The following is a 13,922-nucleotide window of genomic DNA, read 5'->3' as shown; positions in this document are numbered from 1 at the left end:
TTGCCAACAGGCATCTGCACCTACGAGCACGTGGTCTCCAACGTGCCGCACGAGGAGATTGTCCAGAAAGCCATCGAGGTGCGCGGCCTCAAGGTCAGCGTCAATAAGATTGACATCCCCATGTCCTTCGGCCCGGCCTTTGAGGGCGAACGCATCCGTAAGGATGATCTGTTCATGGAGTGCGGCGGCGGGCGGACGACCGGCGTGGAAGTCTTGATCTCCAAGGAGATGGACGAGGTTGAGGACGGCAAAGTTATTCTCGAAGGCCCGGACATCAGCGACATCCAAGCGGGCCAGAACCTGCCCATCGCCATACTGGTTGAGGTTGCTGGCCGCGAGATGCAGTCTGACTTTGAGCCGATCTTGGAGCGCCAGTTCCATCACCTGATCAACTATGTGCAAGGCATCATGCACATTGGTCAGCGCAACATCATGTGGGTGCGCATCGGCAAAGGCGCGGTGGAGAAAGGCTTCTCCTTCAAGCACATCGGCAAGGTGCTGCACGGCAAGCTGCATCAGGAGTTCGGCGCAATCCTCGACAAGGTGCAGGTGAAAATCTACACCGTCCAAGATAAGGTTGAGGAGGTCATGGATTTGGCCAAGCAGGTCTATACCGAGCGCGACCTGCGTCTCGGCTCGATGACCGACGAGACCGAGGAGGTCTTCTACTCCTGCACCCTCTGCCAGTCGTTCGCGCCGAGCCATGTCTGCGTGATCACTCCGGAGCGCATCGGCATGTGCGGGGCCTACAACTGGTTAGACGGCAAGGCCTCCTTCCAGATCAACCCCACCGGCCCCAACCAGCCGATTCCCAAAGGCGAATGCACTGACCCGGACAACGGCTACTTCAGCGGCATCAACGAGTTTGTCAACCAGGCTTCGCGCGGCGCAGTCACCGAGGTGAGCTGCTACTCGCTGATGAACAACCCGATGACCGCCTGCGGCTGCTTTGAGGCCATCGCCGCCATGCTGCCGCAGTGCAACGGCATCATGGTCGTCAACCGCGACTACATGGGCATGACTCCGTCCGGCATGAAGTTCACGACGCTCGCGGGCATGGCGGGCGGCGGTATGCAGACCCCCGGCTTCATGGGCGTGTCCAAGCACTTCATGACCAGCAAGAAGCTCTTCAAAGCTGAGGGCGGTCTGAAGCGGATGGTCTGGATGCCCAAGATGATGAAGGAGGAGATCAGCGACAAGCTGAAGGCGGCCTGCGCGGACATGGGGATGCCGGAGCTGTACGACATGATCGCCACCGAGGAGCAGGGCACCACCGAAGCGGAAATCTTGGCCTTCATGAAGGAAAAGGGCCATCCTGCTTTGGAGATGGAAGCGGCGATGAGCTGATTGTCGAAGGCGATGCAAGGGGCGGAGCTGTTCGTCTGTCCCTTGCTGACCTTTGAGGATGATGCGAGGTTGTTCGATTTTAAAGAGGATGGTGTCTGTTTTGAATAGAGGTAGCTCTTGTTTGAAAGGAGGCAGTCCTCTTTTGAATCGAGGCTCTGTTAGTTAGGATAGAAGCCTCTCGATTCAAAAGAGAGGCAGATTTGTTTTGAATCGAGGTTCCTCTCTTCTGAACGGAGGTTGTTTTTCTTTGAATAGAACAGCCTCCATTCAAAAGAAACAGCCTTCTTTTTAGAAAAGAATAGGCTCTTTCGAGAAAAGGCATTGAGCGCAGAACGAACGAAAGGCTGCGATGACCGAAGGGGAGCTACCGCTGGGCTTTTCGACAGATCAGATTGTGTCAGCGACGATGACTATCTGAGATTAATTGACGGAATGGTTCGCAGCATTCAAGAGGCCAGAAAAGAGCTTGAGTGCAACGGTGTTGCGCTCGACAAGCTGGAGTGGTGATGCGTACACAATATAAATTTTATGACGTATTCCGCATTGATAAAAAATCATGCAGCATCAACTGAGCATACAATATCCGCAGCATTGGCTTGATGCGCTTCAGCTCACGCAGAAGTCGTTTGAGGAAGAAGCAAGAATGGCTATGGCGGTCAAATTGTTCGAGATGAAGAGGCTTTCTTCAGGAATGGCGGCTAAACTTGCCGGGATTCCACGAGTTCTATTTTTGCTGAACCTTCATCGTTTCAATGTCCCTATGCTTGATCTTGACGGAGATGAGCTTGCAGAGGACATCGGCAATGCCTGAAGCAAAGGAACTTGTCATCAACACCGGGCCGCTGCTGGCCTTGATTGCCGGGTTGGGCAGCTTGAATGTGCTGAAGGTGCTGTACAAACAGGTCATTGTTCCCTATGAAGTCTGTAGAGAAATTTTTGCATCCGGCTCAACTGAATTTGGCATCAAGGAATTTGACGAAGCAGACTTTCTGCTCAAGCTGAACAGGACGGCAAATATTCATCCTTATCTGCGCAATTCTTTGGACTTGGGTGAAAGCTCCGTCATTCAGACAGCGTTGGACAAAAATATCCAGACGGTTTGCATTGACGAAGCAGTCGGCAGGAGGATTGCCCGATTGAATGGGTTGACACTTACAGGTTCGCTGGGCATCATGATTCGGGCAAAAAGGGAAGGCCAAGCAGTTCTGCTGTGGGATGCTGTCAGCCGGATGAGAAAGCACGGCATTTGGTTGAGCGAGCAGCTTGTTGCCTCGGCATTACAGCAGGCAGGGGAATGAAATTGATAAATAACAAAGCACCAGCAGCCGGGCGGACAGATAATCCTGCTCCCGGTGTTCTGATTCTGATTTTTTGACCAGGAGGGATAAAATGGCGTTAACCGGTATCCAGATTCTCAAGATGCTGCCCAAGACCAACTGCGGCAAGTGCGGCATCCCCACCTGCTTGGCCTTTGCCATGAAAGTGGCGGCGGGCCAGGCTGAAATTGCAGCATGTCCTGATGTAAGCGAGGAGGCCAAGACCACCATTGGCGAGGCATCGGCTCCGCCCATCCGCACGATCAAGATCGGCGGCGGCGAGGCGGCCTTCACCGCAGGCGGCGAGACCTGCCAGTTCCGGCACGAGAAGCGTTTTGAAAACAAAACCGGCCTTGCGGTGCTGATCAGCACGAACGAGGATGCAGCCTCTGTTGACGGCAAACTGAAGCGGGCTGCGACCTTGGAGTATGAGCGCGTCGGCGTGATGATGCGCAACAACTTGGTGGCGATCAAAGACGCAGGCGGCGTTTCGCTGGCGGATATGGCGAAGAAGGTCATGGCTGCCGCGCCCAAACAGGCTTTGATCCTGATGAGCGGCGATGTGAACGCCCTCAAGGCCGGAGCTGCGGCCTGCGGTGACAACAAGCCGCTGCTCTACGGCGCGAATGCCGACAATGCCGATGCCTTTGCCGCGCTGGCCAAGGAGACCGGCTGCGTGATCGGCGTGAAAGGCAAGAATCTGGATGACCTGATCGCCACAGTGGACAAGCTGATGGCCGCCGGTGTGAAGGACATGGTGATTGACAGCGGCGCGAGAACTCTGCGGGCCGCTTTTGAGGACAGCATTGTTGCCCGGCGTGCGGCGGTGAAGACCAAATTCAAGGCCCTCGGCTTCCCGGTCATCGCCTTCCCCTGCGAGATGTGCGACGACCTGATGATGGAGGCGATGATCGGCTCGGTGCTGATGGCCAAGTATGCGGCAATCGCCGTCTTTTCCGACATCCAGGGCGACGTGCTTTTCCCGCTTCTGCTGGAGCAGCTCAACATCTTCACCGATCCGCAGCGGCCAATGGTCGTGGCCGAGGACATCTACCCGATCACTGGGCCGGACGAGAATTCGCCGGTGCTGATCACCTGCAACTTCTCGCTGACTTACTTCATCGTCTCCGGCGAGATCGAAGGCTCCAAGGTGCCGAGCTGGCTGCTGATCAAAGACACCGAGGGCCTGTCTGTGCTCACCGCGTGGGCGGCGGGCAAATTCGGCGCAGACCTGATCGCGGCCTTTGTCAAAAAGTCCGGCATTGCCGACAAAGTCAAACACCGCGAGCTGATTATTCCGGGCTATCTCGCCACCATCAAGGGCGAGCTGGAAGAGGAGCTGCCGGACTGGACTATCACCATCGGGCCGCGTGAGGCAGGGCATCTGCCTGCGTTCCTGAAGGAGTGGAAGCCGGTGAAGTGAGTTGTACTGTTTTGTCCCTGCCGTCGTTGGGGCGGCAGGGTGACTTTATCTCATGTAACAACTATGAATATCGAGCAAATTACAACTATTGCAACAGGAGTCTTGCAAGGCGGTGGCGTAGTAACATTTCTTTATTTTTTGATAAATGGGCTAAAGAAACAAATTTTTTCTTTAAACAACACTATCGAGATACAATCAAAAACTTTAGAGGTTATGGAAAGAAGAATAGAAGAAACAAAAGAAATCGGAGAGATATACAGAAATCTTATTAGCGACATGCCAGAAGATTTGAAAAAATACAAAGAGTTTATCAGGCAGTCAAAAGATAGTATCATTGAAGAGCTAAGAAATTACAACAAAGAGATGGATGAAAAGCATGAAGCAGAGCTTAAGAAGAATTTGTCAAAAATTAAGGAACAGGAAAGAAACATAACAGAATTACTGGACGCGAGGAACAAACTCATTCAGGCTGATTTTCTTGTTAATCTTAAACTTGGCGAAATATCTGATTATCTTGAACGAGAAAATCTTCAAAATCAGCTAAAAGGTTTCAGGAGTGTTGAGGTATACATCCAAAACAGAGGAAATCTTAATATTTACAGTGAACATATTGATAATATGAAATTATTGTCAAGTGAAACTTTGTCTCAGCAGCAATGTAATCCTATAAATATAGTATCAGAAGAAATTAATCATATTTCTTGAATTTAATCTCACACGCAAGCGTAGAAATAATTTTCAATAGTGTGCAGACACAATGTTAGATCAGCACAGCATAATAAGGTTTCTCGGTGAGCATCTTTCATCGTTAAAAGATGAATATCATATTTCAAAACTTGGCTTGTTTGGCTCTTTTGCCAGAAATGAACAGAACGATAATAGCGATATAGATATTATTCTTGAATTCCAAGAAGGCACTGAAAATGTTTACGAAAAGAAGAGCAGGCTCAGAGAATTTTTAACCAATCATTTCCAGCGCGATGTTGATTTGTGCCGCGAAAAATATTTAAAGCCTTACGTTAAAGATTATCTGAAAAACGAGATAATCTATGTTTGAGAAAGACAAGCTCAACATCCTGTCCATGCTGGATGCTGCGGATAAAATATTTGAATACCCCAAAGATTACAAAACCGCCGCCCATGAAGCATCTCGGAGAAGTCTTAGTTGAATCCTTCGGCATCAAGCAGGATGTGATTGCCGCTGCGCTCAAGGTGCAGGCGGAGAAAGGCGGACGGCTGGGCCGGATATTGGTGCAGCAGAAGAAAATTTCTGAGGACGAGCTGCTGCGGGCGGTCAGTCAGCAATTCGGTTTAGAAATCAAAATGTCGCTGCCGCCCAATCCCAGTCCGTTCTTCACGGAAAAAATTCCCATCGCCTTTCTGCGGAAATTCAAAATGATGCCGGTGGCCACGCCGGAAGAATCGTTCATCGCCATTGCCGATCCGCATCATTTTCAGCAGCTTGACGACGTGCAGAGGGTGCTCGGACTGGAGGGCCTGCGCACCTGCCTTGCTCCGGCAGATGAAATTCTGGTCGCCATCAACATGGCTTATGACCGGCACAGCGAGGGCGCGGCGGATCAGGTGCTGCAAGACATCGCCGAGGACGATCCGGAAGCCCTGCTCTCCGAGATTGAGGAGACAGCTGATCTGCTCGACGACACCAGCGACGCGCCGGTGATCAAATTAGTCAATCTGATCCTCTCGCAGGCGGTGCGTGACGGTGCCAGCGACATTCACATCGAGCCGTACAAAGACAAGGTCAAAATCCGCAAGCGCGTGGACGGCATTCTCTACGACATGATCACGCCGTCCAAACACGTGCAGGCCAAGCTGCTTTCGCGGGTCAAGATTATGGCCAAGATGGACATTGCCGAGCGGCGGCTGCCGCAGGACGGGCGCATTGAAATCCGGGTGGCGGACAAGAACATTGACCTGCGCGTCTCCTCGCTGCCGACAGCTTTTGGCGAGCGCATCGTCATGCGCCTGTTAGATAAATCCAACGTCCTGCTTTCGCTCAATCAGCTCGGCATGTCCTCCCGCGACCTTGAGACGCTGATGAAACTGATCAAGGCCCCGCACGGCATTATTCTTGTCACCGGCCCGACCGGCAGCGGCAAAACCACCAGCCTTTATTCAGCGTTGACCGTGCTCAATCAGCCGGATGTGAACATCATTACTGTTGAAGATCCGATTGAGTACCAAATCAACGGCATCAGTCAGATGCAGGTCAACAGCAAGATTGACCTCACCTTCGCCAACGGCCTGCGCACCATAGTCCGGCAAGATCCGGACATCATCTTGGTCGGCGAGATTCGCGACTTGGAAACAGCGGAGATGGCGATTCAGGCCGCACTCACCGGCCATCTTGTTTTCTCCACCCTGCACACCAACGACGCGGCCAGCGCCGTCACCCGTCTGATCGACATGGGCGTGGAGCCGTTCCTTGTCTCCTCGTCGGTGAATGCGGTCATGGCCCAGCGCCTTGTGCGGCGGATTTGCGACAAATGCAAGGAGTCGTACACGCCGTCCCGCGAATCCATCGAGCAGCTCAATCTGCCGCCGGAGTTCCACGGCGCGACGCTGCACCGGGGCCGTGGCTGCGAAGCCTGCCTGCACACCGGCTATCAGGGGCGGCAGGGCATTTACGAGCTGATGGTCTTCTCTGAAGAGATCAAAAGCCTGATCCTCACCACCTCTGATTCCGGCCAGCTCAAACGGGCCGCGCAGGGCGCTGCCGAGCATCCTATGCGCACCCTCCGCCAGGACGGCCTGCGCAAGGTGCTGGAAGGCGCGACCACTTTGGAGGAGGTTTTCCGGGTGGCGGCCTGATCAATTCCGGCTTGTGACCCGGCAGCCGTCCTCCACCCGCAGCGTGAAGTCGCAGGGCTGACCGCTTTCCGCCCGCCGGTCAAGCTGGGGTGTGCAGCCTGCGTCCTCCAGCAGGGCGTGGCGGCCATCCTTGGTGCAGAGCAGCAGCAGAGCGTGTCTGCCATTCTGCCGCACCCGCAGCGGCCAGCCGGTGAAAGGCTCCAGCAGGCGCGGATCATGCGCCGCCGACCGCCGCAGAATTTCCTGTTCCTCTGGCTCCGGCGCATCCTCCGGCAGGTCTGAGAAATACACCTCGACCGCCGCGCTCAGATTGACAAACGGCGCAGCCAGCTGCGCTTCCTCTTTTTCCGGCGGCGGCCCGGCCTGCCTGTTCAGCCACCAGTACGCCGCGCCAGCGGCGATCAGCAGATCAACTGCCCCGACGATGAGCAGGATGCGCAGCAATTTTTTGCGGTCAGGACTCATGATCAGCTCCAGAAGACGTGTTTGCTGCGGGCATCAAGGCCGTCATCCAGCCCCCAGCCGGCCATGCTGTCCAAGGGCGAGGGCCTGCCTTGCAGACTCAACGACAGACTGCCCCAGAACGCCGTGATCTGCTCGGCAGCCTTGGCGAGAATTTCTTCAAAATCCATCCTGCCGCCGCCCGGAACTTTCAAGCCCAAAATGTACTGCGGCTCCGGCTGCTCGGGATAGGTCAGCCCGACCTTGGCGGCGGCATGACGGGCGAACGGGGCGAGCCTGCCGCCGTTTTCGGCCAGCTTCAGCAGCCGCCGCATAGCCCGGTGCCATTCGTCCGCCGCCGGCGCGGGCAATCCTGCCGCCGCCCCGCCGCCGAACCAGCGCCGCAGCCAGTCGTGCAGACGGCTGGATTCCTGCTGGCCGCCGCGCCAGACCGCGTTCAGCGCGCCGTGCCAGAGCAGGCGGATGTCGCGGTCCATTCTGAACAGGCTGCCGCCCTCAGCACATTGCTCGACATTGAACGAAAGCTGCCGGTTCAGCTCGATCGGCCCCAAATTCAGCCGGGCATGGGCCAGCACATCCTGCGACATCTCGCAGCGGCGGTGCTCCGTCTTGTTCTGCTCGTATGGCCCGACTTTCTCATTCACCACCGGATGCACCACGCCGTCGGTCACGCAATGCGCGGTGAAGCCGAAAAGCCAGGCCGCGCATTTCTGGCGGACAGCCGTGTCAGGCAGAAGGCGGACGCGCAAGGCCGCCTCGCGGATGAAGTCCAGCGCCTGCGGGCTGTGCATTGCGGCAGCCCAAGCGGCGGAGCGTGCATCCGCCACATCAAGGTAGGGATAATCAGGCCCCATCGAGCCGATGAGCACGAATTTTTTCCATAAGCCCAAGGCCTGCCAGTGCTCCTCGGCCAGCAGGCCGCTCTGCTGCGCCGCCGCGAGGGCCAGCTGCGCCAAGGTGATGTGGGTGTATCCTCCAGCCATCGTCTGCTCCGCTGTGATGAAATTATAAAAACCTGATTGTGTTGATCGAAATGACATCTATATGCATTTCATGCTGCTTCATTTATAAAATATAAAAAGACATCCTATTTCAGATCCTGTCTTTGAAGCCGCAGTCGGCAAACTGTGCTTTTCAGGTAACGGAACAGGCTGAAGCGGATGGGATTCAATGCATCCGGGAGCAGAAAATCTCTTGCCAGAAGCTCTTCAGGAGCTGACAGCGGAAATGCAAGCTCTTCTATGGTTGCGCCAGTCAGCCCAGCGCGGCGGCTGGCGGCCATCAACAGGCTCTGCTCCGGCGCAACACCGAGAACTGCATGGAGAGCTGTGTCCATTGCCACTGGATTCATCGAAGCCCCGACCAGCGCGAGCGGATACGGCTCGCCCCGGAGCGGGCCGGTGATGTGCATGGCGGCAATGCCGTCAACGAGACTGAGAATGGGCGGCAGGATGCCAGGAAGCTGCGCCAGGCGGTCGCTGAAGTCATTTTCATGTCCGCCATAGAGCATGTGCCACCAAGACTTGCGCAGCCCGACCACGCAACCAAAGCAGTTCTTCACGGCCAAGGTCAGCCGGGTTTGGGCATGGGCTTTCACACGCGGCAGGCTGACCAGCAGGTCGCAGTCCAAGGCCGCTTCAGCGAGCACAGCCCAGCCGCTGCTGTCAGGCAGCTTCACCCGCCGTCCTTTGCGGAAATTCCTGATTTCCACGCCAAGGGCAGCCAGCTCGTCGGCAATGCCCAGCGCCTGCAAGACGATTGCCGCAGTGCCGAAGGCGGGCGAATCGCCGATGCTGACCTTCGCTCCCTGCGCCAGCAGCCAGCGGGCGGCCGCTGTAATGAACGCCCCTTCAGTGCAGGCGAGACGGCTGTGTTTGGCAGAAATCAGATTCGGCTTGAGCAGGACATTTGCCGAGCGCAGGCCAGGCCATCTGATTGCGCTCAGCACCCGCGCCAAGGTCTCGTCAAGCTCCGGCTGCGCATAGCTGGAGCAGCGCGTCAGGGCGACGGTCGTCGGATCAAGATTCATTTTCCTCCTCCCGCCGCTGTTGTGCCGCCGCTGACCGCCCGGCCAGCCAGCCGGTGGAAAAGGCGGCCTGAAGATTGTAGCCGCCGGTGTCGGCCTGCACGTCGAGCAGCTCGCCTGCCAGATAAAGGCCCTTGCAGAGCTTGGACTGCATGGTGCGCGGGTCAACTTTCGCCAGACTGACTCCGCCTGCGGTGATGATGGCCTCTTTGAAGCCCCGGCAGGCTGTGACCGTGAAAGGAATGCTTTTCAGCCAGCCGCGCAGCCGTTTGCGTTCCGCCGCCGTGACCTCTCCGGCCAGCCGCTCCGCCGCCAAGCTGGTTTCCGCGCAGCACACCGGCACCATCTGCTCCGGCAGCAGGCCGCGCAGCACCGAGGCCATCGGCTCTTTGCGCCGTTCAGCGAAGTCGCGCAGCAGGCGGGCATCGAGCTTCTGTTCGTCCAAGGCCGGTTTCATGTCCAAAAGCAGCCCGACCTGCGCGCCCGCCCGCAGCGCGTCGCCGATCAGGCCGCTCAAGGTGAGGATGACCGGGCCGGAGAGACCGTACTTCATGAAGAGCAGCTCGCCGAAAGCATCAACCTGCTTCCTGCCGTTGATCAGCAGGCGCACGCCGACATTGCGCAGATGCAGCCCGGCCAGCCGCGCCGCCAGTCCGCCGTCCGTCTCCACCGGCACCAAGGCGGGCCGGAGCGGCACAATGCTGTGCCCTGCCTCTGCCGCCAACCGGCAGCCGTCGCCATTGGAGCCGGTGGCCGGATAGGAAGAGCCGCCTGCCGCGAGGATCACTGCGCCGCCAAGAACCTGCTGGCCGTTGCAGAGCACGCCGCGCACGCATCCGTCCTCAATGAGCAGCTCGTCCACCCGCGATCCGGGCCGCAGCGAGACCGGCAAAGTTTCCAGCCAGTTCTGAAGCACGGCGACCACATCGCCTGCCCCTCCCTGCGCAGGAAAAACCCTGCCGCCCCGCTCCGTGACAGTGGCCAAACCCCACTCCTCGAAAAAGCGGATTAAATCCTGATTGAAGAAGTGCTGGAAGCACTGGCGGAGGAACCTGCCGTTTCTGCCGAAGCGGGCAAGGAAGTCGGGCAGCTCGGCGCTGTTGGTGATGTTGCAGCGGCCCTTGCCGGAGATCTTGATCTTCCGGCCCGGCTGGGCCATTTTTTCCAGAAGAACGACCTCGGCCCCGGCTTCCGCTGCTTGGCCAGCGGCCATCAGCCCGGCTGCGCCGCCGCCGACAACGATAATCCGGCGGCTCATAACTGGGCCGCTTTGCATCTTGCCAGCGATTCGCTGGCGGCGGAGAGAACTCTACGGCAGATTATCATCTCTTTGTTGTTCATCGGGCAAATTGTCATCTTTTGCAGCGGCTGCTGCCTTTCATGCCGCACTGTAATAGTAATTTTTCCAAAATGTGTCAAGATGTTTCGGCCAGCCCTCTTTGCCGCAGACACGCCTGAGGTTCCAAAGTTCCTCTTTTAGACGCGCCAGTTCCTTGTTTTCACACGTCATCCGCGCTATGCTCGCAGGCTGGGGCTGATCAGTCTGATCAGCCCGGCAATCCGTTGTTGAGGCGCAACTTATCGTTCAGGGAGGAGTGAATGAATGCGGCGGCGGTGTATTCGTGCGGATGCGGATGTTCTTTTGCAGCGGGGCAGTGTTTGAACGCTTTGGAAAAGGCAGGGGTGCAGGTCAGAAATCAGGCGGCGGCGTGGCGGCGTTCCATCCTGTTTTTCAGCGAGCCGGGCGAGGAGGTCTGCCGTCTTCTGCGTGAAACCTGCGGCGGCGGACGGAACCGGGTGCTGGCGGTCGGCCTTTCCCGTCAGCTCCGGCCCGGAGAGACGGACAGCCTGCTGGCGGACGGCGCGACGGACGTGCTGATCTGGCGCGAGGAGGAGCGCGACAGTCTGGCCGCCAGCGTCAAGGCCCGGCTTGAACGCTGGGCGGCGGTGGACGCGCTGCTGGAATCAGACTGGCTGCAAAGCCGGATGGCCGGCGGCAGCCGACTTTGGCAGACGCGGCTGCGCGAGCTGGTCGAGGCGGGCCGCTTCACCGCCTTTCCCATCCTGCTCAACGGCGAGAGCGGCACCGGCAAGGAGCTGGCCGCGCGGCTGGCGCATGAGCTGGATCAGCGGCCCCGAAAAGGCGATTTTGTCGTGGTGGACTGCACCACGCTCACGCCGGAGCTGGCGGGCAGCGAGCTGTTCGGCCATGAGCAGGGCGCGTTCACCGGCGCGGCGGGCCAGCGGGAGGGCGCGCTGGCCTTGGCCGACAAGGGCACGCTCTTTCTCGACGAAATCGGCGAGCTGCCCCTGCCGCTTCAGGCCCAGCTCCTGCGCGCGCTGCAAGAGCGTACCTACAAGCGCGTCGGCGGCAACACCTGGCGGCGGAGCGAGTTCCGCCTGATCTGCGCCACCAACCGCAATCTGGAAGAGGAGGTGCGGCAGGGCCGCTTCCGGGCGGATCTGTTTTACCGGCTGGCCGGACTGATCTGCACCTTGCCGCCTCTGCGGGAGCGCAGCGAGGACATCCTGCCTCTGGCCCGGCATTTCATCAGCGAGCTGTGTCCGGGCCAGGCGCCGCCGGAGATGGACGAGGCGGTGCGGGAGTATTTTCTCCGCCACGACTATCCCGGCAATGTCCGCGAGCTGAAGCAGCGCGTGCTGCGGCTCATGCACCGCCACGCGGGCGGCGGCATCCTCAGCATCGGCTGCATTCCGCCGAATGATCGGGCCGCCGCCGCAGGCCCGGACAGGCTGGCCGCCGGGCTGGAGCAGGTCATCCGCCGCGCTCTCGCCGCAGGCCAAGGTTTGAAGGAAATCGGGCAGACGGCGGAAGATTTGGCGGTGCGGATTGCCGTGGAGGATGCTGGGGGCAGCCTCCAGAAAGCCGCGCAGATGCTGGGTGTCACTGACCGCGCCTTGCAGCTGCGCCGCGCCAAGGAGAAGCAGGCTTCCGCCGCCGTCTTCATGATGCCGTCTGCCCGATCAGCCGAAGCAGGTTGCCGCCGAGGATAAAAGCCTCGCAGTCCCAAACTTTCCCGGCGTGGCAGTGGCAGTTGATTCTATCGAACTACGGAGAAATCTTTCGATTCAGGCAGGTACGGTGCCCCCGGAGAACCGGAGGCGCCTTATTTTTTGAACAGCGGATTACTTCTTCGGCTCTTCCAAGCAGAAGCCGACGCTGTCTGAAGCGTGATGTCCAACCCGCTGGCTGTTGACAATGGCGCGGTCCCAAACATCCACCCTGATCACGTAGCCGCAGGGCTGCATTTTTTCTGTCTGCACGATTGTCTCAACAGCCGTTTCCAGCTGCCAATCATCTGCCGTGCTGACAAAACCTGAACTTGGATTTGGCCGGATGGCCGGATGGTTGATGTCCGGCGGCGCGACCGAGAGCGTGTATCGCAGAAGAGAATCGTGACCAACAACATAATCGCGCGCCGTAAATCTCCCCTTGATCACATCGCCCACCTTGAATTTGCCGCAGTCGCCTGCGCCGCTTGTGATCAAGATTTCCGCCTGCGGCGCAGTGTTATCGAGCTGAATCAGATGTTCGTCAGCTCCACCAACCGGACTGCTGCCGACATTTGACGCATCCCCGTTGAAAGAGATCAGCCGTACCGTCCAATTTGCATCACCGGATGAACCCCATCGCGCCAGCAGCCCATTGATGTTGTTTTCAAAGGGAACATAATTGAAGCGGCCTGTCGCCGGATCAGCCTTATGCGTCCACGTCGTGCCGTCCGCCCGTGTCAGCATCAGATCGTTCACCACTGCCGTGGCTGCTCCTCCAACCGCCGGAATCACTTCCAATTTATAGCTGAAACCCAGCAATGGCGCGCCCTGCGCCGTGACCAAACCGCCGAAGGGGCATGGTCTGCCGCCATATGAATCGGGCGGCAAGTTGTTAGTGGCGAATTTTGCATCCTTTGTGGTGAGGCCGGTGCTGTCGTCAATCATCGAAACTGGAATGCCGCCAAGAATGCTGATCTTTCCTCTGGTCACGTCGCCTGCCTTGGGCGCGATGCAGATCAGCGTCTCCTCGCGGTTGCCCCAAGCGGGAATATGGCTGGGATTGGCGCAGGGAGCCGGGACGCTCCAGGACAGGATGGCGCGGATCGGCACCAAGTTCGGCCCTTTTGGGCAGTGCGAGCGGTATTTGTCAAAATCAACAGGCAGTCGAACAGCATACCAAACGCCGTCCTTCGGGGGGGCACTTTGCTCCGAGCTGTCATCCAGATCGTATGCCCGGACGCTGGCCGTGCCAAGACAGGTCTCAAAACTGCCGCTGCGGTCGAAATCCGCCCAAAAGGTTACATGCTCAAGGCTGCCGCTCTTGCATGGCCCGCCGGAGTAGCCCGACAGCTTCTTCACCTTAGACCTCTTGCATAAGTCGTAACTTTTTGATAAAAAACATCTATGAGAAACGAAAACGTATGCGTCCTCAGCGACGCGGATTTCAAGAGAGCAGTTGGCGTTCAGCGTGATATTTTCGATATCATGCTGGAAGAAATAA

At 57.8% G+C, this 13,922-nt stretch carries 13 protein-coding genes; 8 read left to right on the top strand and 5 right to left on the bottom strand.

Annotation, left to right across the window (positions count from 1 at the left end; genetic code table 11):
- From cdhC to gspE, 7 genes are all read left to right on the top strand, one after another.
- Nucleotides 1-1,347, top strand: a 1,347-nt coding sequence (gene cdhC / locus ACNKH3_RS07875) for a CO dehydrogenase/CO-methylating acetyl-CoA synthase complex subunit beta (protein WP_420208838.1), incomplete at its 5' end; no start/stop codon positions are given.
- A 556-nt stretch (nt 1,348-1,903) separates the two neighbouring features.
- On the top strand, nt 1,904-2,158 hold the full coding sequence (locus tag ACNKH3_RS07870; RefSeq protein ID WP_417916937.1) for a UPF0175 family protein: 255 nt from the start codon (nt 1,904-1,906) through the stop codon (nt 2,156-2,158).
- Nucleotides 2,151-2,645 carry a DUF3368 domain-containing protein gene (locus ACNKH3_RS07865; RefSeq protein WP_420208837.1) on the top strand — a complete coding sequence of 165 codons (495 nt, stop codon included), beginning with the start codon at nt 2,151-2,153 and terminating at the stop codon, nt 2,643-2,645. The genes ACNKH3_RS07870 and ACNKH3_RS07865 overlap by 8 nt, the downstream gene beginning before the upstream one ends.
- Nucleotides 2,646-2,736: 91 nt before the next feature.
- Nucleotides 2,737-4,086, top strand: a complete 1,350-nt coding sequence (gene acsC, locus ACNKH3_RS07860) for an acetyl-CoA decarbonylase/synthase complex subunit gamma (RefSeq protein ID WP_420208836.1) — start codon at nt 2,737-2,739, stop codon at nt 4,084-4,086.
- A gap of 63 nt (nt 4,087-4,149) precedes the next feature.
- Complete coding sequence (locus ACNKH3_RS07855; protein WP_420208835.1) at nt 4,150-4,791, top strand: hypothetical protein; 642 nt, start codon at nt 4,150-4,152, stop codon at nt 4,789-4,791.
- A gap of 52 nt (nt 4,792-4,843) precedes the next feature.
- Complete coding sequence (locus tag ACNKH3_RS07850; protein ID WP_420208834.1) at nt 4,844-5,143, top strand: nucleotidyltransferase family protein; 300 nt, start codon at nt 4,844-4,846, stop codon at nt 5,141-5,143.
- 83 nt (nt 5,144-5,226) lie between these two features.
- Complete coding sequence (gspE, locus tag ACNKH3_RS07845) at nt 5,227-6,918, top strand: type II secretion system ATPase GspE (RefSeq protein WP_420208833.1); 1,692 nt, start codon at nt 5,227-5,229, stop codon at nt 6,916-6,918.
- Here gspE and ACNKH3_RS07840 read toward each other — a convergent pair whose 3' ends face one another.
- The 4 genes from ACNKH3_RS07840 to ACNKH3_RS07825 form a co-directional block, all read right to left on the bottom strand.
- Complete coding sequence (locus tag ACNKH3_RS07840) at nt 6,919-7,383, bottom strand: hypothetical protein (RefSeq protein ID WP_420208832.1); 465 nt, start codon at nt 7,381-7,383, stop codon at nt 6,919-6,921.
- A gap of 2 nt (nt 7,384-7,385) precedes the next feature.
- The gene (locus ACNKH3_RS07835; RefSeq protein WP_420208831.1) at nt 7,386-8,363 is read right to left on the bottom strand and encodes a zinc dependent phospholipase C family protein; all 978 of its coding nucleotides are present in this window, start codon (nt 8,361-8,363) and stop codon (nt 7,386-7,388) included.
- 104 nt (nt 8,364-8,467) lie between these two features.
- Nucleotides 8,468-9,409, bottom strand: a complete 942-nt coding sequence (locus ACNKH3_RS07830; protein ID WP_420208830.1) for a DUF362 domain-containing protein — start codon at nt 9,407-9,409, stop codon at nt 8,468-8,470.
- Nucleotides 9,399-10,664, bottom strand: coding sequence for an NAD(P)/FAD-dependent oxidoreductase (locus ACNKH3_RS07825; RefSeq protein ID WP_420208829.1), 1,266 nt, complete (start codon nt 10,662-10,664; stop codon nt 9,399-9,401). The genes ACNKH3_RS07830 and ACNKH3_RS07825 overlap by 11 nt, the downstream gene beginning before the upstream one ends.
- A 401-nt stretch (nt 10,665-11,065) precedes the next feature.
- Here ACNKH3_RS07825 and ACNKH3_RS07820 point away from each other — a divergent pair, with 401 nt between their 5' ends.
- Nucleotides 11,066-12,421 (top strand): sigma 54-interacting transcriptional regulator, encoded by a 1,356-nt coding sequence (locus ACNKH3_RS07820; RefSeq protein ID WP_420208828.1) that lies wholly within the window; start codon nt 11,066-11,068, stop codon nt 12,419-12,421.
- A 132-nt stretch (nt 12,422-12,553) separates the two neighbouring features.
- Here ACNKH3_RS07820 and ACNKH3_RS07815 read toward each other — a convergent pair whose 3' ends face one another.
- On the bottom strand, nt 12,554-13,780 hold the full coding sequence (locus tag ACNKH3_RS07815) for a hypothetical protein (protein WP_420208827.1): 1,227 nt from the start codon (nt 13,778-13,780) through the stop codon (nt 12,554-12,556).
- Nucleotides 13,781-13,922 lie beyond the last annotated feature (142 nt).

Origin of the sequence: Candidatus Electronema sp. JC (genome assembly GCF_048287365.2) — a bacterium.
Classification (GTDB): domain Bacteria; phylum Desulfobacterota; class Desulfobulbia; order Desulfobulbales; family Desulfobulbaceae; genus Electronema.
The sequence above is the reverse complement of the archived record's forward strand: the minus strand, read 5'-3'. Positions and strand labels throughout refer to the sequence as shown.